The following is a 21,339-nucleotide window of genomic DNA, read 5'->3' as shown; positions in this document are numbered from 1 at the left end:
GAGCTGGGCTTCACGGAGATCGCGCTCCACTGGCCGATCCCCGACTCGGACTTCGCGGCCGACCAGACCGTCTTCGAGCGCATCGCGACGGAGGGCCTGGGGCAGCTCGGCTGAGCCGCGCGGCCCGCGCTCAGCTCAGCGCGCTGAGCTTGCGCCACTCGTCGAAGGTCAGGTTCCAGTCGCCGAACCCGTTGCCGGTCGCGACGGTCGCCCTGGTCGACCCCTTGACGGTGATCAGGTCGCCGGGGACGGACCGGTCGTAGAACCACTTGCCGTCGGCCTCGGTCATGCCCACGCAGCCGTGGCTCATGTTGACCTTGCCGAAGTACCCCTTGCCCTCGTTCCAGGGAGCCGCGTGCGCGTACGTGCCCGAGGTCGTCATGTGGACCGTCCACGGCACCTGCTTGTCGTACTGCTCGCCCTCGGCGGTGATGCCGACCGACTGGGACGTCATCCGGACCATCGGCTTCTTGCCGAGGACGACCATGGTGCCGTTCCAGGTCGGGTAGGCGGGCTTGCCGCCGGATATGGGGATGTCCCGGATCTTCTTGCCGTCCTCGGTGACCGTCATCGTGTGCCGGGTGAGGTCCACCTCGGATATCCGGGCGGTCCCCGTGGTGAAGGCAGTGCTGACGTCCCGGCGCAGATAGCGGCCGTCGCCGGTGTGCACACCGCTGAGCCTGGCCCGCATCGTGACCTTGGTGCCCTTGGCCCAGTAGTCGCGGGGCCGCCAGTCCACGCGCTCGACGCCGGTGAGCGGATCACGGGTCCAGCCCCAGGAGCCTTCGACCTTCGGCTCGGTGGTGATCGACAGGCGGCGCTCGACCGCCGCCTTGTCCTTGACGGGGGTGTCGAAGGCGAGGGACACCGGCTGCCCGACGCCGACCACCGCCCCGCGCGACGGCGTGACGGTCACGCCGTTGACCCGCGCGGCGGCACGCGTACGGAACTCCTTGCGGGTTCGCGTCGTGGCGCCGGCCGCGTTGGCGGCGACCGCCTCGACGACATAGCGGGTGCCGGGGGTCATGGTGCGGTCGGACTGCCAGGTCCGTTTGCCCTCGCCCCAGGTGCCGGTCACCGTGACTCCCTCGCCGCCGTCGGGGCGGACCTCGACGGACGTCAGCGTTCCATGGGCGGCCTGGACCTTCACCGTACGGTCGGTCGCCACCGGGTCGGTCACGGTGTCGAACGGCGAGATCGTGATGCGCGCGGCATGAGCCGGAGCAGTGGGCGCCACGCTGCTGGAGCTGGCGTGGGGGCCCGCCTTCCGTACGTCCCGCGCGTCGTCCTGCGGGCCGGGGGTCTGGCACGCGGCCAGCAGGACGACGCCCAGCGTCGTCGCGGACAGGGCGTGCAGGACACGCCCCGAGCTCTTGATAATCACTGGTTTCCCTACGAGGAGTCAGAGGCCCGGAGAGAGCGGAGGAGCCTGGGGAATCGGCGGTACGGGGACGCGGTCAGCGGTAGAGCTTGTTCACCGCGGTGCGCGTGGTCGCCTTGAAGTCCTTCAGCGGGGCGTCCTTGAGGTCACCCATCTGCCCCCACTGGACGAGCGTGACGGTCCGTCCGTCGCGGCCCACCGAGAGGAGGTGAATGTCCGTGGCGCCGACCTCGGGGTAGGCGAGGTCCAGGCTGTAGACGTACGCGCCCTCTTCCGCCCGCACCTTGCCGTGGAAGCGGCTTTCCGCGTCCAGGTAGGGGTACTCCCGCTCGGTGTAGTCGCCGCAGCCGGCGAGCGCCCGGCGCAGCGTGCCCAGGAGTTCGGCGGCCTCGGATTCGGTCGCGGCGACCGTGGTGATCTGCTCGGCGCCCGTGTCCAGTTCGGTGCGGAAGGTGCGGTGCCGGGTGCCGTCGGACGGGAAGACGTCAGGAGCGCAGGGCACTCCGTACTCCGGCAGCCCGTCGGCGACCGGGTCGGCCGTCCACGGGGTGTACGAGGGCGGCATCTCCTCCGCGGCGAGGAACGCGGGGTCCGGTGTCTCGGTGGCCGTGGCGGACGCGCTGAGGGGGACGGCGACCAGGGCGAGGCTGGCGGCGGCGGTCAGTGCTGTGCGGAGCGTGTTCATGCGACATCCCTCGATAGGTGTGCGGCAGGTAGGACGCTCATCAGCCTCGGCAGAGGCGGCAGTCGGCACAATGGGCAGGCCGTCATCTGACAAGGTGGAACCATTCCACCCCCTCTGACGTGGACATATATGGGTGGGATGGAACGTGATCCGGGACGGCGACAAGGCGGGGACAGAGCGGATGACCAAGGCGAGAGGCGCGGCGGTCGAGGAGTTCGCCGCGGAGGTGCGGGCGCTCAAGGAGCGCTCCGGCCGCAGTTACGAGTCCCTCGCGCGACGGCTGAACGTCAGCGCGTCGACGCTGTACCGCTACTGCTCCGGCGAGGCAGTACCAGCCGAGTTCACTCCCGTCGAACAGCTGGCGCGGCTGTGCGGAGTCTCGGCGGATGAGCGGCTGCGCCTCCAGCGGCTGTGGATTCTCGCGGACGCGGCCCGACGGCCAGCGACGGCCGCGAGTGCGCGTACGCCCGCGGGTGCGGGTAAGGACTCCGTCGCGTCGGAACAGCCTCGGCAGACCGAGGCGTTTCACGTGAAACAGACCCCGCAACCAGATCCTGGGCCATCGGAGTTCCTGTCGCCGGAGTCACAGCCGCCGTCGCCGGACCCCGCCGCGCAGGAACCGGCGCCGGTTCCGGACGGCCCGTCCCCCAAGCCCCGCATACACCGCCGCTGGGCCCTGCTCGGCGCGGCCGCCGCCGTCGTCGCGCTCGCCGGGGCGGGAGTCGGCGCCTTGGCGGTCTCCGGCTCACCCTCCAGCGCCGCCCCCGAGTCACCCTCCAGTTCTGGCCCTGATGCGATCTCCCGTACCAGCCCCGGTTCCGGAGGCGGCTCGGCCGGGGACCGGGAGAGGTCCCTCGCCGCTGCCGAAGCACCGTTCGCCTGGAGCGTGCGAACCGAGCTCGCGCCAGACGGATGCGGCCACTACTACCTGGCTGACCGCACCCCAAAGGACGTACCCCCGCCGCCGCTGCCCCAGGACGCCGCCCCCTGGATAGCGTCCCTGGACGCGGTGAGCGGAGGCCTGACCGAGGTCCATATCACCTTCCAGGGCGCGTCCGAGAAGTCCGTGGTGCTCGAAGCGCTGCGGGTACGGGTCACTGACCGTGCGGAGCCCCTGAAGTGGAACGTCTTCCGCACGACTGGCGGCTGTGGCGGAGCCTTCAGCCCCCGCCTCCTGTCCGTGGACCTCGATCAGCCCCGCCCCCGAGTCCGGCCGGTCGGCGGATTCGACGGCGAGCAGGAACGGGAGATTCCCCCGGTCTCGTTCCCGTACAAGGTGAGCTCCACAGAACCCGAAGAACTGATCGTGCGCGCGGAAACGACCGACTGCGACTGCCAGTGGAGCCTGGAACTGGAGTGGAGCAGCCAGGGCCGCTCGGGCACGGTCAAGATCAACGATGAGAACGGGCGGCCGTTCCGCACCAGCGGCATGGAGGGACGGCCGCAGTTCGGCTACGACGACCAGGGCCGTCGCTGGGCTGACTACGGCAGCGTCCTCCGGTGAAAGGCGAACACCGCCGGGCATATGCGGCACCATAGGGAAGTGACTGAACCGAGCCGCCGTCCCAGGCGCCACCAGGCCCCCGCCAGTCCGACCCGGCTGATCGCCACGGACCTGGACGGCACCCTTCTGCGCGATGACAAGTCGGTGTCCGCCCGGACCGTCGCCGCGCTCGCCGCCGCCGAGGAGGCGGGCGTCGAGGTCTTCTTCGTCACCGGGCGACCGGCCCGCTGGATGGACGTCGTCAGCGACCACGTGCACGGCCACGGCCTGGCGATCTGCGGCAACGGCGCGGCCGTCGTCGATCTGCACGGCGGCCCCGGCACGCACCGCTTCGTCAAGCTCCGTCCCCTGGAGCGGGCGGCCGCGCTCGGCGTCGTCGACATCCTGCGCACCGCCGCCCCCGGCGTCTCGTTCGCGATCGAGCGCACCGGCGGCATACACCACGAGCTCGCCTACCCGCCGCTGTACCTCGACCCCGCCGTGACCATCGCCCCGGCCGAGAAGCTGCTGTCGGAGCACTCCGACGTCGCCGATCAGCCGGTGCTCAAGATCCTCGCCCACCACACCGAACTGTCCCCGGACGCGTTCCTCGCCCTGGCCCGCACCGCCGTCGGCGACCGCGCGTCGGTCACCCGCTCCAGCCTGACGGCGCTGCTGGAGATCAGCGCCCCCGGCGTCTCCAAGGCCAGCACCCTCGCGCTGTGCTGTGCCGAACGCGGCATCGCCCCGGAGCAGGTCGTGGCCTTCGGCGACATGCCGAACGACGTGGAGATGCTGGCCTGGGCCGGCACCTCGTACGCCATGGGCAACGCCCACGAGGATGTGATCGCCGCCGCCTCCGGCAGAACCGTCGCCAACAACGAGGACGGTGTCGCGGTGATCATCGAGCGGATTCTCCAGCGGCGCTGAGCCGAACCCCAGGAAAGCCCACCGGGGGGACTCAGAGCTTGACGCCCCGCTCCGCAAGCCACTTCCGAGGGTCGACCCCCGACCCCAGCTGTGGAGTGAGCCGCACCTCGAAGTGCAGGTGCGGCCCGGTCGAGTTGCCGGTCGTGCCCGCCTGTCCGACCCACTGCCCCGCACGCACCCGGTCCCCCTGGTCGACCGTGACCGCCGCCAGATGCGCGTACTGCGAGTAGTAGCCGCCGGAGTGCTTCACGACGACCTCCATCCCGAAGCCCGCACCGCACTTCACCCGCACCACCCGACCCGCGCCGATCGACCGCACCGGCGTGCCGATGTCCACCGCGAAGTCCTGCCCGGTGTGCCGGTTCGCCCATCGCTGCCCGGTGCCGCCGAAGCCCGCCGACAGCTCGTATGTCTCCACCGGCGCGACCCACTTGCGCCCGGTGACCGGCGGCGGCTGGTCCAGGCGTACGGCGCCACGGCAGTGGCCCGCCGTCACCTGGCGGTCCGCCTCGCTCTGCAGGGTCCACTGCGCCTCGTCCAGCTTCTTCTCGATCCCCCGCTTCAGCCCGGCCAGCCGCGCCGTGCGTTTCTCCAGCGCGCGCCAGGCCGCCCGCGCCCGCCGCTCATCGGCGTCCAGGCGGCGCACGGCCCGCTGGGTCCTGGCGATCGCGTGGTTGACGGTCAGATCCGCCTGCCAGGCGACCCGCTGACCACGCACCAGGTCGTCGGGATCCTTGGCCAGGAGGAGTTGGGCCGTGTACGGGATGCCGCCGCCGGAGCGGTACTGGGCGCGGGCGATCCGCCCGAGGTCGGCCCGCAGCATCCGTACCTCGTTCCGCTGGCGGTCGAGCAGCCGTCGCAGCCGCTTGGCGTCGGCACGCTGCCGCTCGGCGGCCCGGCGGCCCTTCTCGTACTCCCGCGCCGCCTTCGCCGCCTCGTCGTACAGCCGCGCCACCTTCGCGCTGGTGTCGGACTCCTGGGCGGCCGGGCCCGATGCGTCGGCGGCCACGGCGGGCGCGGTGAGAGCGCCCAACAGGGCGAGCACCGGGGCGAAGAGCCGGCGGCGGCTCGGGCGACGGAGGTGACGGGAGCGGTGGCAGTGACGCATTTACGGATCGTCACCCGGCCCTGCCGACAGCGCCCGTGCGAAGGGGGCAACGGGGTGACCCATGCCCCGTACGGGCCAGGCCCACTGAGCCGAACAGATCAGAGCGGCGCCTGCCACACCAGCGTCGTCCCGCCGCCGCCCGCGCCGATGCCCGGTCCGTACCAGCTGTCCCCGCCCAGCGATTCGGCCCGGCGTCTGAGGTTCCTCAGGCCGCTGCGCCGACCGCCCTCCGGGATGCCGACGCCGTCGTCGGCGACCGTGAGCCGTACCCCCTGCCTCCCGTCCGCGAGCTCGACGCCCGCGTCGACGACGACCTCGATCCGCGAGGCCCGCGCGTGCCGGAAGGCGTTGGACAACGCCTCGCGCAGCGCCGCGATCAGGTTCTTGCCGGTCAGCTCGCCGACCAGACTGTCCACCGGTCCGAGAAAGCGGTACGCGGGCGGGAAACCCAGCGGCACGGCCGCCATGTTGATCTCTCGCAGCACTCGGGTACGCAGCCCGGACGGCGCCTCGGCGGGGCCTTGCTGCAGCGCGAAGATCGCGGTACGGATCTCCTGGATCGTCACATCCAGCTCGTCGACCGCCTTGCTGACGCCGTCCCGTACCTCGGGGACGACCGCCCTGCGCTGCGCGCTCTCCAGCATCATCCCGGTGGCGAACAGCCGCTGCACGACCAGGTCATGGAGGTCTCGGGCGATCCGGTCGCGGTCCTCGAAGACGGCGAGCCGCTCCCGGTCGCGCTGCGCCTCGGCCATCATCAGCGCCAGCGCGGCCTGCGCGGCGAACTGGGTGGCGAGGTTCTTCTCGGCCTCGCTGAACGGCCTCGCGCCGGGCAGTCGCGGTGTGACGAGCGCGCCGAGCACCCGCCCGTCGCTCCGCAGGGGCAGCATCATGCACGGCCCGAACTCCCAGGCCAGCCCGCTGACCAGACGGACACCCGGAGACGGATCGTCCACGAAGACCGGCTCGCCCGCGAGCAGCTCGTCCACCATGGACGAGTCCGGGGGGATCACCGCGCCCAGCGCGCCCGACGGAGCGCCCACGGCGTCCGTGGCGACCGCGGCGATCTCCAGGCCGCCCTCGTCGGCGGGCAGCAACACCAGACCCACCGCGGAGTCGGCCAGTCTGCGGGCCTGTTCGGCGACGACGGACAGGGCCTCGTCGGCGTCGGCGCCCGCCAGCAGCGCGGTGGTCACGGCCACCGAGCCGTCGATCCACCGCTCGCTCTGCCGGGTGATCTCGTACAGCCGCGCGTTGCCGATCTGGATCCCGGCCTCGGTCGCGAGCACCTTCACCATGTGCAGGTCGTAGGCGGTGAATCCGCCGGGCTCCCGCTTCTCGGTCAGATAGAGGTTGCCGAACACCTCGTCGCCGACCCGGATCGGGACGCCGAGGAAGGTGCGCATCGGGGGATGGTGCGGCGGGAAGCCGACCGCCCGCGGATCGGCGGCGAGATCGTCCAGCAGCAGCGGGACCGGGTCCTTGATGAGGGCGCCGAGCACCCCGCTGCGCCCGTCCGGCAGGGTGCCGATCCGCTCGCGCAGCCCTGGTGCGATGCCGTAGGTGACGAAGTCGGCCAGGCCGTCGCCCGCTTCGTTGATAACGCCGATCGCGGCGTACCGTGCGCCGGTGAGAGCGGCCGCGGTCTCGACGATGCGGTCCAGGATCGAGTGCAGCCGCAGTCCGCTGCCGACCGAGACCATCGCCTCGAGCAGCTGTGGCAGCCGCGCGGCCAGTTCCTCGGGGAGCGCCCGCAGGCTCCGGGCCGCCTGCTCGACGGCGTACGAGCCGGTCACCTCACGGGCCGGGAAGGGAGGCGGCTGGCCGGGAGCGGCTGGATCGGACATGACCTGAGCCTAATTAGTCCGCTTATGAGGGGAAAGCCGACTTCGCCCGCTCTCCGCGCGTACGCCTCCCCCGCACGCCTCCGCTCCGGCCCGCCTCCGCTACCGTGCCTCCGCTGACGCGCCTCCGCTCTGACGTGTCTACGGCTCGGCGCGCTACGAGCGCCGTACGGCGAGCGGTTCGGTCTCCCGCTCGCGCTCCCGCATCCGCCTCAGCGGCCCGTCCACGGCGGCCAGTTCCTCGTACCGGCCGCGCTGCACCACCCGGCCCTCGTCCAGGACCAGCACCTCGTCCACGGCCTCCACTCCGGCGAGCCGATGGGTGATCAGCAGAGTCGTCCGGCCCTCGGTCGCGGCCAGCAGGTCGGCGGTCAGCGCGTCGGCCGTCGCCAGGTCGAGGTGCTCGGCCGGTTCGTCCAGGATCAGTACGGGGAAGTCGGCGAGCAGCGCGCGGGCCAGCGCGAGCCGCTGCCGCTGCCCGCCGGAGAGCCTGGCGCCGTGCTCGCCCACCAGCGTGTCAAGGCCGTCGGGCAGCGACTCGGCCCAGTCCAGGAGCCGGGCCCGGCGCAGCGCGTCATGCAGTTCACCGTCGGTCGCGGTGGGCCGCGCCAGCCGCAGGTTCTCGCGTACGGAGCTGTCGAAGAGGTGCGCGTCCTGGGCGCACAGGCCGACCAGGCGACGTACGTCGTCCCCGTCCAGGCCGGCGGCCGGGACGCCGCCGAGCGTGTAGCCGCCCTGCTCCGCGTCCAGGAAGCGGAGCAGCACCTGGGCGAGCGTGGTCTTGCCGGAACCGCTGGGCCCGACGACCGCGACCCGCTTGCCCGCGGTGAGGGTGAGATCGACTCCCGCGAGCGCCGCGCGGTCCTGGCTCGGGTGCCGGGCGGTCAGGCCGTCCACTCGCAGCGGGAACGGGTCGGCGGGTGCGCTGGCCGGGTGCGCGGGCTCGCGTACGGGTTCCGGCGCGTCCAGTACGTCGTACACGCGCTCCGCGCTCTTGCTGACACGCTGGCGGTACTGAGCGGCCAGCGGCAGCCCGGTCACCGCCTCGAACGCGGCGAGCGGCGTGAGTACGACCACGGCGAGCGCCACGCCGTCCAGCCGCCCCTCGCGTACGCCCTGCACCCCGGCCAGCGCGGCGGCCGCCACGGTCAGTCCGCAGACGAGCGCGGTCAGCCCGGTGCCCAACGCGGTGGCCGCGGCGGCGCGGGAGGCGAGCGAGGTGAGTTCGGCGTCGGCCAGCCTGGTCTTCCTGATCCGTGCGGTGAGGGCTCCGGCGACGGTCAGCTCGGCGGTACCGGTGAGCAGATCGGCCACGCGGGTGGCGAGCACTCCGCGAGCGGGCGCCAGGCGGCGCTCCGTACGGCGGGCCAGCGCACCGCTCAGCGTCGGCACGCCGACCCCGGCGAGCAGCAGCCCCACGGCGAGCAGGGCGCCGGCCTCCGGCAGCAGCCAGGCGGTGAACCCGACCGCGCCGACGCCGACGGCGGCCGCCGCGCCCACCGGCAGCAGCCAGCGCAGCCAGTAGTCCTGAAGCGCGTCCACATCGCCGACGAGCCGGGACAGCAGATCGCCGCGCCGGGCGGTGCGCAGCCCGGCGGGCGCGAGGCGCTCCAGCCTGCGATAGACGGAGACCCGCGTGTCGGCCAGCATCCGCAGCACGGCGTCATGCGTCACCAGGCGTTCCGCGTACCGGAACACGGCCCGCCCGATCCCGAACGCCCGAGTCGCGGTGACCGCGATCATCAGATAGAGCACGGGCGGCTGCTCGGACGCCCGCGAGATCAGCCACCCGGAGGTGGCCATCAGCCCGACGGCGCTCCCCAGCGCGAGGCTCCCGAGCAGCAGCCCGAGTCCCAGCCGTCCCCACCGTTCCCTGGCCATCCGCCGCACCCGGCCGAGCACCCCACGCGTGCGAGCCGCTTGGCCCCCGGAAGGGTCCTCAGCCCTGCCGCCGTCAGCCCTGCCGCCGGGGGGCGCCTCACCGGCGACCACGTCACCGGCGGCCTCCGGGCCCGCGGCGGGGAACGGGTCCCGCGCCACCTCTCCGGTCACCGTCGCCCGGTTCTGGTCGCCAAGGCCCTCCCACACTTCGGCCGCGGGCCTCGCCACGCCCCCGTCGGCAGCGTGCGCCTCGACCCGCACCACCCGGTCGGCGACGGCCAGCAGCGCGGGTCGATGCACCACCAGCAGCACCGTCCGGCCGACGGAGAGCCGCCGGACCGCGTCCACCACCTCCGCCTCGGTCGCCCCGTCCAGCGCGGCCGTCGGCTCGTCCAGCAGCAGCACCGGCCGGTCGGCCAGGAACGCCCGTGCCAGCGCGAGCCGTTGCCGCTGCCCCGCGGACAGCCCTGCGCCGTCCTCACCCAGTACGGTGTCGGCCCCGTCCGGCAGGGCGTCCACAAAGGCCAGCGCCCCCGCGTCCCGCAGCGCGTCGCGCACCGCCGACGCGCTCGCGTCCGGTCGGGCTAGCCGTACGTTCTCCGCGATCGAACCGGCGAACAACTGCGGCCGCTGCGGCACCCACGCGATCCGCGCGCGCCATTCCCGAAGGGACACCGTGGCGAGATCGGTCCCCCCGACGCACACCCGCCCCTCGTCCGGCCGGACGAACCCCAACACCGCGCTCAGCAGCGTCGACTTGCCCGCACCGCTCGGCCCGACCAGCGCCACGGTCTCACCGGGCTCGACCGTGAACGACGCTCCCGAGACGCCCGCCGCCGCCCGTCCGGGGTACCGGACCGTCACCCCCTCCACGCTCAGCGCCCCTTCGGGTACCGGCCCGGACCCGCTCACCGGCACCGGGGTCTCCAGCACCGAGAAGATCTCCTCGGCCGCCGCGAGGCCCTCCGCCGCCGCGTGGAACTGCGCGCCCACCTGCCGCAGCGGCAGATACGCCTCGGGGGCCAGGATCAGCACCACCAGGCCGATATAGAGGTCCATCTCGCCGTGCACCAGCCGCATGCCGATGGTGACCGCCACCAGCGCGACCGAGAGCGTCGCCAGCAGTTCCAGAGCGAAGGACGACAGGAAGGCGATCCGCAGCGTCCGCAGGGTCGCCCGCCGGTACTCGCCGGTGATCTTCCGGATGGACTCGGCCTGCGCCTTGGCGCGCCCGAACACCTTCAGCGTGGGCAGTCCGGCGACGACATCGAGGAAGTGCCCGGACAGCCGGGACAGCAGCCGCCACTGACGGTCCATCCGGGCCTGGGTCGCCCAGCCGATCAGCACCATGAAGAGCGGAATCAGCGGCAGTGTCCCCACGATGATCGCCGCGGAGACCCAGTCCTCGGTCACGATCCGGGCCAGCACCGCGACCGGCACCACGACCGCGAGGCCCAACTGCGGCAGATAGCGCGCGAAGTAGTCGTCGAGCGCGTCCACCCCCCGCGTGGCCAGCGCGACCAGCGATCCCGTCCGCTGCCCGCTCAGCCAGGACGGGCCGAGTTCCGCGGACCGCTCAAGCAACCGTCCGCGCAGCTCGGACTTGACCGCCGCACTGGCCCGGTAGGCCGCCAGCTCGGTCAGCCAGCCGACGACCGCACGCCCTGCCGCCACGGCGGCCAGCAGCATCAGCGGCGTACTCAACGAGGCGATGTCCAGGCCGTGCTGGAAGCCCCCGACCACCACCTCGGCGATCAGCATCGCCTGGGCCACGACCAGGCCCGCCCCGGCCAGCCCGAGAAGCACCACCGCGATCAGGAAGAAGCGGGTGGCTCGGGCGTACCGGAGCAGGCGCGGGTCGACCGGTTTCACGTGAAACAGCCCCTAGTCAGCGTCGGCTGGTCAGTGCGCATCGGCAGCGATGTGCTGGGTGCCGATGCGCTTACGGAACACCCAGTAGGTCCAGCCCTGATAGAGCAGCACCAGCGGAGTCGCGATGGCCGCGCACCAGGTCATGATCTTCAGGGTGTACGGGCTGGACGAGGCGTTGGTGACCGTGAGGTTCCACTCCTCGTTCAACGAGGATGGCATGACGTTCGGGAAGAGCGTCAGGAACAGCATCGCCACCGCGGCCGCGATCGTGACGCCGGAGAGCGCGAACGACCAGCCCTCGCGTCCCGCCTTGATCGCCCCGATGGCTCCGACCAGCGCCACCGCGGCTACCACCATCGCGACCAGGCTCTTGGCGTTGCCCGTGTCGGCCTGCGTCCACAGCAGGAAGGCCAGCGCCAGCACGGCCGTCGCCAGTCCGAGCCCGAGCGCGAGTCGCCGCGCCCGTACCCGGATCTCGCCGTCGGTCTTGAGCGCCGCGAACACCGTGCCATGGAACGTGAACAGGAAGAGCGTGACCAGCCCGCCCAGGATCGCGTACGGGTTGAGCAGATCCCAGAAGTCGCCGACGTACTCCATGTCCTGGTCGATCTTCACACCGCGCACGATGTTGCCGAAGGCCACGCCCCACAGCACGGCGGGCAGCAGCGAGGTCCAGAAGATCGCGTGTTCCCAGTTGGTCTGCCAGCGTTCCTCGTCGCGCTTGTGCCGGTACTCGAACGCGACGCCGCGGACGATCAGGCAGATCAGGATGAGCAGCAGCGGCAGATAGAAACCGGAGAACAGCGTCGCGTACCACTCGGGGAAGGCGGCGAAGGTCGCGCCGCCCGCCGTGAGCAGCCACACCTCGTTCCCGTCCCAGACCGGTCCGATGGTGTTGATCAGCACGCGCCGCTCGGTGCGGTCGCGGGCCAGCACCTTGGTCAGGACCCCGATCCCGAAGTCAAAGCCCTCCAGGAAGAAATAGCCGGTCCACAGAACGGCGATCAGAACGAACCAGACGTCGTGGAGTTCCATACCTCAGCTCCTCAGCTTCCCAGCTCGTCAGTACGAGAAGGCCATCGGCCGGTCGGCGTCACGGTCGTCACCGCCGATCTTGGTGGGCGGGTTGAGGTCGGCCTCGGTGAGCTCCGGCGGTCCGGCCTTGGCGTACTTGACGATCAACTTGACCTCGATGAAGGCGAGTACCGCGTAGAGCAGGGTGTAGACGGCCATCGACGTGATGACCTCGCCCTGGGAGACGTTGGGGGAGACGGCGGCGGAGGTCTTCATCACGCCGAACACGGCCCAGGGCTGACGTGCCGTCTCGGTGAAGATCCAGCCCCAGGAGTTGGCGATCAGCGGGAAGAGCATGGTCCACAGCGCCAGCAGCCAGTACCACTTGGTGAGTTTCGGGCTGAGTGCCTTGTTCTTGAACAGGACGAGATGGGGTGCCTCGTCCTCGCCGACCCGCAGGGACTGCGGCAGCATGAACTTCTTGCGGGTGAGCCACAGTCCGAGCACACCGATGGCGAGGGACGCCATCCCGAAGCCGATCATCCAGCGGAAGCCCCAGTACGCGACGGGGATTATCGGCCGGTAGTCTCCGGGGCCGTACTGCTCCCGCATCTGCTCGTTGAGCTCGTTGATGCCGGGGACATGCTCGTTGAAGTCGTCGTGGGCGAGGAAGGACAGGAGTCCCGGAATCTCGATCGCGACCTTGTTGTGCCCCTTCTCCACGTCTCCGTACGCGAAGAGCGAGAACGGTGCGGAGTCCTGGCCGTCCCAGAGCGCCTCGGCCGCGGCCATCTTCATCGGCTGCTGCTCGAACATGATCTTGCCGAGGATGTCCCCGCTGACCGCGACGAGCAGCCCGCTGACCGCGACGGTGACGAGGCCGAGCCGCAGCGAGGTCTTCATCACCGGCACGTGCTTCTTGCGGGCCAGGTGGTACGCGGCGATGCCGACCATGAACGCGCCGCCGACGAGGAAGGCAGCCGTGATGGTGTGGAAGAACTGCGCCAGGGCGGTGTTCTGGGTGAGTACCGACCAGAAGTCGGTGAGCTCGGCCCGGCCCTTCTCCTCGTTGATGCGGTAGCCGACCGGGTGCTGCATCCAGGAGTTGGCCGCCAGGATGAAGTACGCCGACAGGACCGTTCCGATCGAGACCATCCAGATCGTGGCGAGGTGGAGCTTCTTCGGCAGCTTGTCCCAGCCGAAGATCCACAACCCGATGAAAGTGGACTCGAAGAAGAAGGCGATCAGGGCCTCGAAGGCGAGCGGAGCGCCGAAGATGTCCCCGACGAACCGCGAGTAGTCGGACCAGTTCATGCCGAACTGGAACTCCTGCAGGATGCCGGTGACGACACCCATCGCGATGTTGATGAGGAAGAGCTTTCCCCAGAACTTGGTGGCCTTGAGGTACTTCTCCTTCTCCGTCCTCACCCATGCGGTCTGCAGCCCGGCCACGAGCGCCGCAAGCGAGATCGTGAGCGGAACGAACAGGAAGTGGTAGACGGTGGTGATGCCGAACTGCCAGCGCGCCAGGGTCTCCGGCGCCAGAGCCAAGTCCACGTCGTCAGTCTCCTTACGTCGGCGTGGTCACTGCGGCAGTCTGCCTCTTGAATCTCGGACATCGAGGGACCAAGCAGACACGCTTGTGAACGCGTTCACATTCACAAGCATTATGTCGCACCGGGTGCGGCCACCTTTCGGCGGGGGGCCTTTCCGCGCACCCCTCTTCCCAGGCGCTTCAACATATTGTTGAATTCGCCGCATGCAGATCCGAATCTCCTGGCCCGCGGGACACCTCACCGCGACCCTCGACGACACCCCGACCGCCCAGGCGCTGGGCGAGGTCCTCCCGCTGAGCGCCACCGCCAACACCTGGGGTGAGGAGGTCTACTTCGACACCGGCGTCAGCGTCGCCCCCGAGCCCGACGCCCAGCAGGTCGTCGAGCCGGGCACGGTCGCCTTCTGGACCGACGGGGACGCCCTGGCGCTGCCGTACGGCCCCACACCGATCTCACGCGGCGACGAGTGCCGGCTCGCGAGCCCGTGCAACCTCCTCGGGTCGCTGGACGGAGACGCGCGCCAGCTGGCCACCGTCCGCGGCGGCGACCCGATACGCGTGGAGCTGATCGACGCGTGAGACAAGCGGGCAGGGCTGGCCGGACAAGCCGACGAGTGACGCCTGCGCCACCAGCCAGCCCGCCGACCAGCCCCGAAGATCCCCGTTATCGCTGAGCGGCCACTGCCGCTGAGCGCCCACCAACGTCGAGAGCCCGCTCAGAGCTCCTTGCGGAAGGCCGCGGCCGTCTGCAGGAAGACGTCGTTGGCCTCCGGCTCACCGATCGTCGCCCGCATGCCCTCGCCCGGAAACGGCCGCACGATCACACCGGCCCGCTCACACGCGGCCACGAAGTCGACCGTGCGCTCCCCCAGACGCAGCCAGACGAAGTTGCCCTGCGTCTCAGCCACCGTCCAGCCCTGGCTCCGGAGCGTCTCGACCACTCGGGTGCGCTCGCCGACCAGAGTGCCGACCCGGCCGAGCAGTTCGTCCTCGGCCCGCAGGCTGGCGACGGCCGCGTCCTGCGCGAGCTGGCTGACTCCGAACGGCACGGCGGTCTTGCGCAGCGCGGCCGCCACCGGCTCATGGGCGATCGCGAAACCGATCCGCAGTCCGGCCAGCCCGTACGCCTTGGAGAACGTGCGCAGCACGCACACATTCGGCCGGTCGCGGTAGAGCTCGACGCCGTCCGGCACGTCGGCGTCGCGGATGAACTCTCGGTATGCCTCGTCAAGGACCACCAGCACATCGTCCGGCACCTGGTCCAGGAACCGCTCGAGCTCGGTCCTGCGCACGACCGTGCCGGTCGGATTGTTGGGGTTGCAGACGAAGATCAGCCGGGTCCGGTCGGTGATCGCCGCCGCCATCGCGTCCAGGTCGTGCTCCTCCCCCGGTGTCAGCGGCACTCGCACCGACTTCGCCCCGCTGATCTGCGTGATGATCGGGTACGCCTCGAAGGACCGCCAGGGGAAGATCACCTCATCGCCCGGCCCCGCCGTGGCCTGCAACAGCTGCTGGGCGACGCCGACCGAGCCAGTGCCGGTCGCCAGGTGCGAGACGGGCACCCCGAAGCGCTCCGACAGTTCGTTCATCAAGCCGGTGCACGCCATGTCCGGGTATCGGTTGAAGGACCCGGCAGCCGCGGTCACCTGCTCCATCACTCCGGGCAGCGGCGGGTAGGGGTTCTCGTTGGAGGACAGCTTGTACGCCACCGGTCCTCCGGCGGCCGCGGGCTTGCCGGGCTTGTAGGTCGGGATGCCGTCCAGCTCGGCGCGCAGCCTCGGGTTCGTCTCGCTCACCGCAGGTCCTCCTCGTGCCACCCAGAATCGAATACTGCTCACCTTATGAGGATTCGGCTTCGATGCGAACGGCCTGTGGAAAACCGAGGGCAGGGAGCGCACGTATCGATGGCGTGCGCCGGTGGCTTGCGCCGTGGCGCGCGTCCCCCGTGAAGGTGAGTTGAGGCCTCCCCGAGACCTGGGACAGTCCCCATACCTGTGCGCATAGACAGCCATGAGACGAGCCCCCTACCCCTTAACTCCCTTGGTTTCCAAGGCTGTCAAGGGGGTTACTCCATGCAGAAACGTGCCTGTCAACGAGTGAATATGCGCGCCCGCCAGTCCCCCTCCCGCGCCCTACTATCGGCTCGCCATGACAGCAGCAGGGAAGCACCAGGTGAGCCGGGCGCAGACCCGGGGAAGCCGGCAGGGCCGAGCGGGCATCCGGGACGTGGCCGCCGCCGCCGGGGTCTCCATCACGACCGTCTCCGACGCGCTCAACGGCAAGGGTCGGCTCCCCGACGCCACCCGCCGGCATGTCCGCGAGGTCGCGGAACGGCTGGGCTACCGCCCCTCCGCCGCGGCCCGAACCCTCCGTACCGGAAAGTCGGGCCTGATCGGCCTCACGGTGACGACGTACGGGGATGAACCTTTCACCTTCACCGAGTTCGCTTACTTCGCCGAGATGGCGAGAGCCGCCACATCCGCCGCGCTGGACCGCGGCTACGCCCTGGTCATCCTGCCCGCCACGTCACGCCACAGCTCCGTCGACATCTGGTCGAACGTCGCTCTGGACGGCACCGTCGTCATCGACCCCTCCGACCACGACCCGGTCGTCAGCGAACTGATCCGGCACGGCCTGCCGGTCGTGTCGGACGGCCGCCCGGCGGGCTCACTGCCGGTCACGGCCTGGGTCGACAACGACCACGAGGCCGCGGTCCTCGGCATTCTCGACCACTTCGCCGCGGCCGGCGCCCGCCGTATCGGCCTGCTCACCGGGACCACCACGGACACCTACACCCGGCTCTCCACCCAGGCCTATCTGCGCTGGTGCCAGCGCATCGGCCAGGATCCGGTGTACGAGGCCTACCCCGCCCACGACCCGTGTGCCGGAGCGGTGGCCGCCGACCGTCTGCTGGCCCGGCCCGACCGCCCGGACGCCGTCTACGGCCTCTTCGACCCGAACGGCACCGATCTCCTCGCGGCCGCCCGGCGCTACGGACTACGGGTGCCCGACGATCTGCTCCTGGTGTGCTGCAGCGAGTCCCTGGTGTACGCCACCACGGAGCCGCCCATCACCACGCTCTCGCTCAAGCCGCGCCGGATCGGCACCGCCGTCGTCCAGCTCCTCATCGACGCGATCGAAGGCGTGGACGCCGGCCACCCCGGTGAGCAGGTGATACCGACCGAGCTGATCGTGCGAACCTCCTCACAGCGCCGTCCGCCACGGACCACCGTCAGCCCTCCGCGTACGCCCAGGCCGGGCTAACGAAGAGAGTTTCCCGTCAAATCGGGAGAAATCCTCGACGATCAGAGGGTCCGACACCGATTCACCACCCCTGGTGCATCACACAGTGCGAGCGGCATTCCTATGATGGGCGCACGACACTGCGGACCACTGCGACCAGGCGGTCCGATCCGGTGGCGGAATGCGGCGCGACGGCGGTGGAGGGGTCGATGACTCAGGGGGCCGGTCAGGGACCCACGGTGCGTACGGACACGGTCCGCGATTTCCGCGTGCCCGCGTATGTGCACCAGACCGGCCAGACGCCTGCCCCGAGCGAGGAGCCCGAGGGGTACACGCCGACCCAGCGCGACCTGCCCGTCGTCAACCGCGGTGACACGGTTCAGGTGCGGGTGCAGGCCGCGGAGACCCCCGTACCGGCCCCGAACGGCCTCGGCCCGCTGTACGTCGTCGGCGATGTGCACGGCTATCTGGACGAACTGGTCGCCGCCCTGCGCGAGCAGCACCTCATCGACGCCGAAGGCAACTGGGCGGCGGGCAACACCCGGCTGTGGTTCCTCGGCGACTTCACCGACCGCGGCCCCGACGGCATCGGCGTGATCGACCTCGTGATGCGGCTCTCCGCCCAGGCCGCCGCCTCCGGCGGCTACTGCAAGGCCCTGATGGGCAACCACGAGCTGCTGCTGCTCGGCGCCAAGCGCTTCGGCGACACCCCGGTCAACTCCGGCGCGGGCACCGCGACCTTCCAGGCCGCCTGGCTGCTCAACGGCGGGCAGAAGACCGACATGGACCGGCTCCAGGAGGTCCATCTGCAGTGGATGTCCCGGCTCGACGCCATCGAGCTGGTGGACGATCACCTGCTGGTGCACTCCGACGCCATGGCCTACCTCGACTACGGCGACTCGATCGAGGCGGTCAACGACACCATCCGCGAGGCCCTCACCCGCAACGACGCCGACGAGTACTGGGACCTGTTCAGGAAGTTCACCAAGCGCTTCGCCTTCCGCGACGAAGGCGGCTCACAGGCCGCACGCGAGCTCCTCGCGGCCTACGGCGGCAGCCGCGTCGTACACGGCCACAGCCCTATCCCGTACCTGCTCGGCGAGGTCGGCACCGAACACACCGGCGACGGCGAGGACAGCGCGGGCCCCCGCGTCGAAGACCCCCATGTGTACGCCGACGGGCTGGTCATCGCCATGGACGGCGGCGTGACCATGGCCGGAAAGCTGCTGGTCCGCCAGCTCCCCCTGGATAACTGAGCGTTACACGGGCAGGCGTAAGACAACCAGAACGGCGCTGACCAGGGCCCAAATTCCGGAAACACCCTGTCACGCCGTGCCGCAACCGCTCTACCATCGGCTTATCCGTAGCAGGCTCTCCTCCGTTTCCGCCCGACTGCCCGCACCCCACGCGAGCATCCAGGCCCTACGGAGCATCGGGGGATGCACATGAACAGCGCTCCACACCTGCTGAACGAGGACCGCCAGGACTACGAGCGGATCCTCGACGAGGCGCTGCGCTCCGCACCGCATCGACCAGATCTCACCGCGATAGGCGACCGCCTCAATCCCGAGCAACTACGCACCATGGCGTTGAACGCGACCGCGCTGATCACCACCGCGGCAGCGGCCGAGTACCAGCACTATGTGCGGGTCCGCGAGGATCTGCGCGCACCCGGCGGGTCCGCTCCCCGCGATGCGCCAGCCAGGGACTCCGGCTCGGGCGCCGTGGGGCTCACCACCGCCGCCCCCGGCGAGGTCGCCGAGACCGCCGGTGCGGGCCTGGTGGCGGTCCTCGCGGTGCTCGCCCCCGTCCTGGCGGGCGCCGCCGCGGCGATCTTCCTGCTGGTCGGCTACCTGCTGAAGATGCTCAGCCCCGAACCAGCCTTCGCCGACACCCTGCTGACCGCCGGCTGGGTGTTCGGTGCCGTCACCGCAGCCGCCATCCTGGTAGCCGCGATAGGGCTGCTCCTCACGGCCCTGCGCAATGGCTCCACCTCGGTCCGCGCAGGCGCCCGCGGCGAACTCACCGAGGAAGTGGCCCGAGCCAGGGAGGCCTGGCATACGGCCCTGCTGGAGCGCGGCTTCCTGCCCTTCCTCCGCGACGCCCTCGCCTCGCCAGACGCCCCGGAACCCCGCCCCGAAGCCCCGGACGGCCGCATGCCCCATCTCGGCTATCACCGTCCGGGGTTCACCAGCCCCGACAACGGCCCCGCCGGAGGGCACCGGCCGACCTACACCAGACCGGACTTCTCCAGCCCGGAGTACGGCGGCCCGGACCACCAGCCCGAGTAGGGGCAGGCGACCGGGCCGACCGGCGCGCGTTTCACGTGAAACACGTATACGCCGAGTTGTCCGCACTCAGCGGTGTCCGTACTCAGTCCGCGATCGGCAGATACACCCGGTTTCCCGCGGCCGCGAACTCCTTGGACTTCTGCGCCATGCCCGCCTCGACCTCGTCCTGCGTGCCGCCGTGCTCGCGGCGAATGTCATGCGAGATCTTCATCGAGCAGAACTTCGGACCGCACATCGAGCAGAAGTGCGCGGTCTTGGCGGGCTCCGCCGGCAGCGTCTCGTCGTGGAACTCCCGTGCCGTGTCCGGGTCGAGGGCCAGGTTGAACTGGTCCTCCCAGCGGAACTCGAAGCGCGCGTCGGAGAGCGCGTCGTCCCAGTCCTGCGCGCCCGGATGCCCCTTGGCGAGATCCGCCGCGTGGGCCGCGATCTTGTACGTGATGACACCGGTCTTCACGTCGTCGCGGTTAGGCAGGCCCAGGTGCTCCTTGGGCGTGACGTAGCAGAGCATCGCGGTGCCCCACCAGCCGATCATCGCGGCGCCGATCCCCGAGGTGATGTGATCGTAGGCGGGCGCGATGTCGGTGGTCAGCGGGCCGAGCGTGTAGAACGGCGCCTCCTCACAGATCTCCTGCTGGAGGTCGATGTTCTCCTTGATCTTGTGCATCGGGACATGGCCCGGACCCTCGATCATGGTCTGCACGTTGTGCCGCTTGGCGATGGTGTTGAGCTCGCCCAGCGTGCGCAGCTCGGCGAACTGCGCCTCGTCGTTGGCGTCCGCGATGCATCCGGGCCGCAGCCCGTCGCCGAGCGAGTACGTCACGTCGTACGTCGCGAGGATCTCGCAGAGCTCCTCGAAGTGCTCGTAGAGAAAGCTCTCCTTGTGGTGCGCCAGGCACCAGGCCGCCATGATCGAGCCGCCGCGGGAGACGATGCCGGTCTTCCGGTTGGCGGTGAGCGGGACGTACGGCAGCCGCACGCCCGCGTGCACGGTCATGTAGTCGACACCCTGCTCGGCCTGCTCGATGACGGTGTCCTTGTAGATCTCCCAGGTCAGCTCCTCGGCGCGGCCGTCGACCTTCTCCAGCGCCTGGTAGAGCGGGACGGTGCCGATCGGGACGGGCGAGTTGCGCAGCACCCACTCGCGCGTGGTGTGGATGTTGCGGCCGGTGGAGAGGTCCATGACCGTGTCGGCGCCCCATTGGGTGGCCCAGGTCATCTTGTCCACCTCCTCCTCGATGGAGGAGGTGACCGCGGAGTTGCCGATGTTGGCGTTGACCTTCACCAGGAACCGCTTGCCGATGATCATCGGCTCGATCTCCGGGTGGTTGACGTTCGCCGGGATGACCGCCCGGCCCTGGGCGACCTCCTCGCGCACGATCTCCGGGTCGATGTTCTCGCGGATTCCGATGAACTCCATCTCGGGCGTGATCTCGCCCCGGCGGGCGTACGCGAGCTGGGTCACCGCCTTGCCGTCCCGGCCCCGACGTGGCTGGCGGGGGCGGCCGGGAAACACCGCGTCCAGGTTCTTCAGGCCGCCGCGCGGCGAGGTGTGCTTGAGGCCGTCGTCCTCGGGGCGGGCGGGACGGCCCGCGTACTCCTCGGTGTCGCCTCTGGCGATGATCCAGTTCGCCCGCAACGGGGGCAGGCCCCGACGTACGTCGGTATCGGCGTGCGGATCGGTGTACGGGCCTGAGGTGTCGTACAGGGTCACGGCCTTGCCGTTGGTGAGATGCACTTGGCGGACCGGCACCTGCACGTCGGGGCGCGAGCCCGTGACGTACGCCTTGTGCCAGCCGATGGACGGTGCGGCCTCCGCGCCGTTCGGGGTCACGGTGGCGTCCGTGTTCCCGTTCGCGTTGGAGGCGGGCGTGCGAATGTCCGATGTGGTCATGAGACCTACTCCCTACGCCGGCATTACCCGGTAACAGGTTCGGCGGTCGACGCAGCGAGATCCGTATGTGCCATACGGAGGTCAGCGCCCTCTCAGCCCGGTGCTCCGAGCTCCCGCGATTGCAAAAGCGCCCCCCACGCTAGCGTCCCGTCGGCCACGCT

Annotated in this window: 15 protein-coding genes and 1 pseudogene; 7 read left to right on the top strand and 9 right to left on the bottom strand. The window is 70.6% G+C overall.

Features of this window, described 5'->3' with window-relative positions:
* Positions 1 to 114, top strand: a pseudogene (locus tag ACX6XY_RS21625) (LLM class flavin-dependent oxidoreductase); the annotation flags it as partial.
* 16 nt (positions 115 to 130) lie between these two features.
* On the opposite strand, the gene ACX6XY_RS21620 reads toward ACX6XY_RS21625, so the two are convergent.
* Positions 131 to 1,384, bottom strand: a complete 1,254-nt coding sequence (locus ACX6XY_RS21620; RefSeq protein ID WP_460333152.1) for a L,D-transpeptidase — start codon at positions 1,382 to 1,384, stop codon at positions 131 to 133.
* 73 nt (positions 1,385 to 1,457) lie between these two features.
* Complete coding sequence (locus tag ACX6XY_RS21615) at positions 1,458 to 2,066, bottom strand: hypothetical protein (protein WP_460333149.1); 609 nt, start codon at positions 2,064 to 2,066, stop codon at positions 1,458 to 1,460.
* Positions 2,067 to 2,247: 181 nt separating this feature from the next.
* On the opposite strand from ACX6XY_RS21615, the gene ACX6XY_RS21610 reads away from it, so the two are divergent.
* Both ACX6XY_RS21610 and ACX6XY_RS21605 read left to right on the top strand, forming a co-directional pair.
* On the top strand, positions 2,248 to 3,570 hold the full coding sequence (locus tag ACX6XY_RS21610; protein ID WP_460333146.1) for a helix-turn-helix domain-containing protein: 1,323 nt from the start codon (positions 2,248 to 2,250) through the stop codon (positions 3,568 to 3,570).
* A gap of 21 nt (positions 3,571 to 3,591) precedes the next feature.
* Positions 3,592 to 4,479: a Cof-type HAD-IIB family hydrolase gene (locus ACX6XY_RS21605; protein WP_460333143.1), complete on the top strand. Its 888-nt coding sequence runs from the start codon at positions 3,592 to 3,594 to the stop codon at positions 4,477 to 4,479.
* 31 nt (positions 4,480 to 4,510) lie between these two features.
* On the opposite strand, the gene ACX6XY_RS21600 is transcribed toward ACX6XY_RS21605, so the two are convergent.
* The 5 genes from ACX6XY_RS21600 to ACX6XY_RS21580 all read right to left on the bottom strand — a co-directional run bounded on the left by ACX6XY_RS21600 (position 4,511) and on the right by ACX6XY_RS21580 (position 13,755).
* Positions 4,511 to 5,587 (bottom strand): M23 family metallopeptidase, encoded by a 1,077-nt coding sequence (locus ACX6XY_RS21600; protein WP_460333141.1) that lies wholly within the window; start codon positions 5,585 to 5,587, stop codon positions 4,511 to 4,513.
* A 98-nt stretch (positions 5,588 to 5,685) separates the two neighbouring features.
* Positions 5,686 to 7,434 carry a sensor histidine kinase gene (locus ACX6XY_RS21595; RefSeq protein ID WP_460333138.1) on the bottom strand — a complete coding sequence of 583 codons (1,749 nt, stop codon included), beginning with the start codon at positions 7,432 to 7,434 and terminating at the stop codon, positions 5,686 to 5,688.
* 153 nt (positions 7,435 to 7,587) lie between these two features.
* Complete coding sequence (cydD, locus tag ACX6XY_RS21590) at positions 7,588 to 11,184, bottom strand: thiol reductant ABC exporter subunit CydD (RefSeq protein WP_460333134.1); 3,597 nt, start codon at positions 11,182 to 11,184, stop codon at positions 7,588 to 7,590.
* A 30-nt stretch (positions 11,185 to 11,214) separates the two neighbouring features.
* Positions 11,215 to 12,219 carry a cytochrome d ubiquinol oxidase subunit II gene (gene cydB / locus ACX6XY_RS21585; protein ID WP_460333131.1) on the bottom strand — a complete coding sequence of 335 codons (1,005 nt, stop codon included), beginning with the start codon at positions 12,217 to 12,219 and terminating at the stop codon, positions 11,215 to 11,217.
* 27 nt (positions 12,220 to 12,246) lie between these two features.
* Positions 12,247 to 13,755: a cytochrome ubiquinol oxidase subunit I gene (locus ACX6XY_RS21580; protein ID WP_460333128.1), complete on the bottom strand. Its 1,509-nt coding sequence runs from the start codon at positions 13,753 to 13,755 to the stop codon at positions 12,247 to 12,249.
* 202 nt (positions 13,756 to 13,957) lie between these two features.
* Between ACX6XY_RS21580 and ACX6XY_RS21575 the strand changes: the two genes are divergently transcribed.
* The gene (locus ACX6XY_RS21575; protein ID WP_460333124.1) at positions 13,958 to 14,332 is read left to right on the top strand and encodes a cyclophilin-like fold protein; all 375 of its coding nucleotides are present in this window, start codon (positions 13,958 to 13,960) and stop codon (positions 14,330 to 14,332) included.
* Between the two features lie 137 nt (positions 14,333 to 14,469).
* Here the strand turns inward: ACX6XY_RS21575 and hisC are convergent, their stop codons facing one another.
* Complete coding sequence (gene hisC / locus ACX6XY_RS21570) at positions 14,470 to 15,549, bottom strand: histidinol-phosphate transaminase (protein WP_460333121.1); 1,080 nt, start codon at positions 15,547 to 15,549, stop codon at positions 14,470 to 14,472.
* Positions 15,550 to 15,901: 352 nt separating this feature from the next.
* On the opposite strand from hisC, the gene ACX6XY_RS21565 reads away from it, so the two are divergent.
* The 3 genes from ACX6XY_RS21565 to ACX6XY_RS21555 all read left to right on the top strand — a co-directional run bounded on the left by ACX6XY_RS21565 (position 15,902) and on the right by ACX6XY_RS21555 (position 19,287).
* The gene (locus ACX6XY_RS21565; protein WP_460333118.1) at positions 15,902 to 17,017 is read left to right on the top strand and encodes a LacI family DNA-binding transcriptional regulator; all 1,116 of its coding nucleotides are present in this window, start codon (positions 15,902 to 15,904) and stop codon (positions 17,015 to 17,017) included.
* A gap of 188 nt (positions 17,018 to 17,205) precedes the next feature.
* Positions 17,206 to 18,252 carry a metallophosphoesterase gene (locus ACX6XY_RS21560; RefSeq protein WP_460333115.1) on the top strand — a complete coding sequence of 349 codons (1,047 nt, stop codon included), beginning with the start codon at positions 17,206 to 17,208 and terminating at the stop codon, positions 18,250 to 18,252.
* A 183-nt stretch (positions 18,253 to 18,435) separates the two neighbouring features.
* Positions 18,436 to 19,287, top strand: a complete 852-nt coding sequence (locus ACX6XY_RS21555; protein ID WP_460333113.1) for a hypothetical protein — start codon at positions 18,436 to 18,438, stop codon at positions 19,285 to 19,287.
* A gap of 82 nt (positions 19,288 to 19,369) precedes the next feature.
* Here the strand turns inward: ACX6XY_RS21555 and thiC are convergent, their stop codons facing one another.
* Entirely contained in the window at positions 19,370 to 21,178 is a 1,809-nt protein-coding gene (gene thiC, locus ACX6XY_RS21550; protein ID WP_460333110.1) for a phosphomethylpyrimidine synthase ThiC, read from the bottom strand.
* Between the last annotated feature and the right edge of the window lie 161 nt (positions 21,179 to 21,339).

It is taken from the genome of Streptomyces sp. O3, from assembly GCF_054788135.1.
This window is presented reverse-complemented; position numbering and strand designations above follow the sequence as displayed.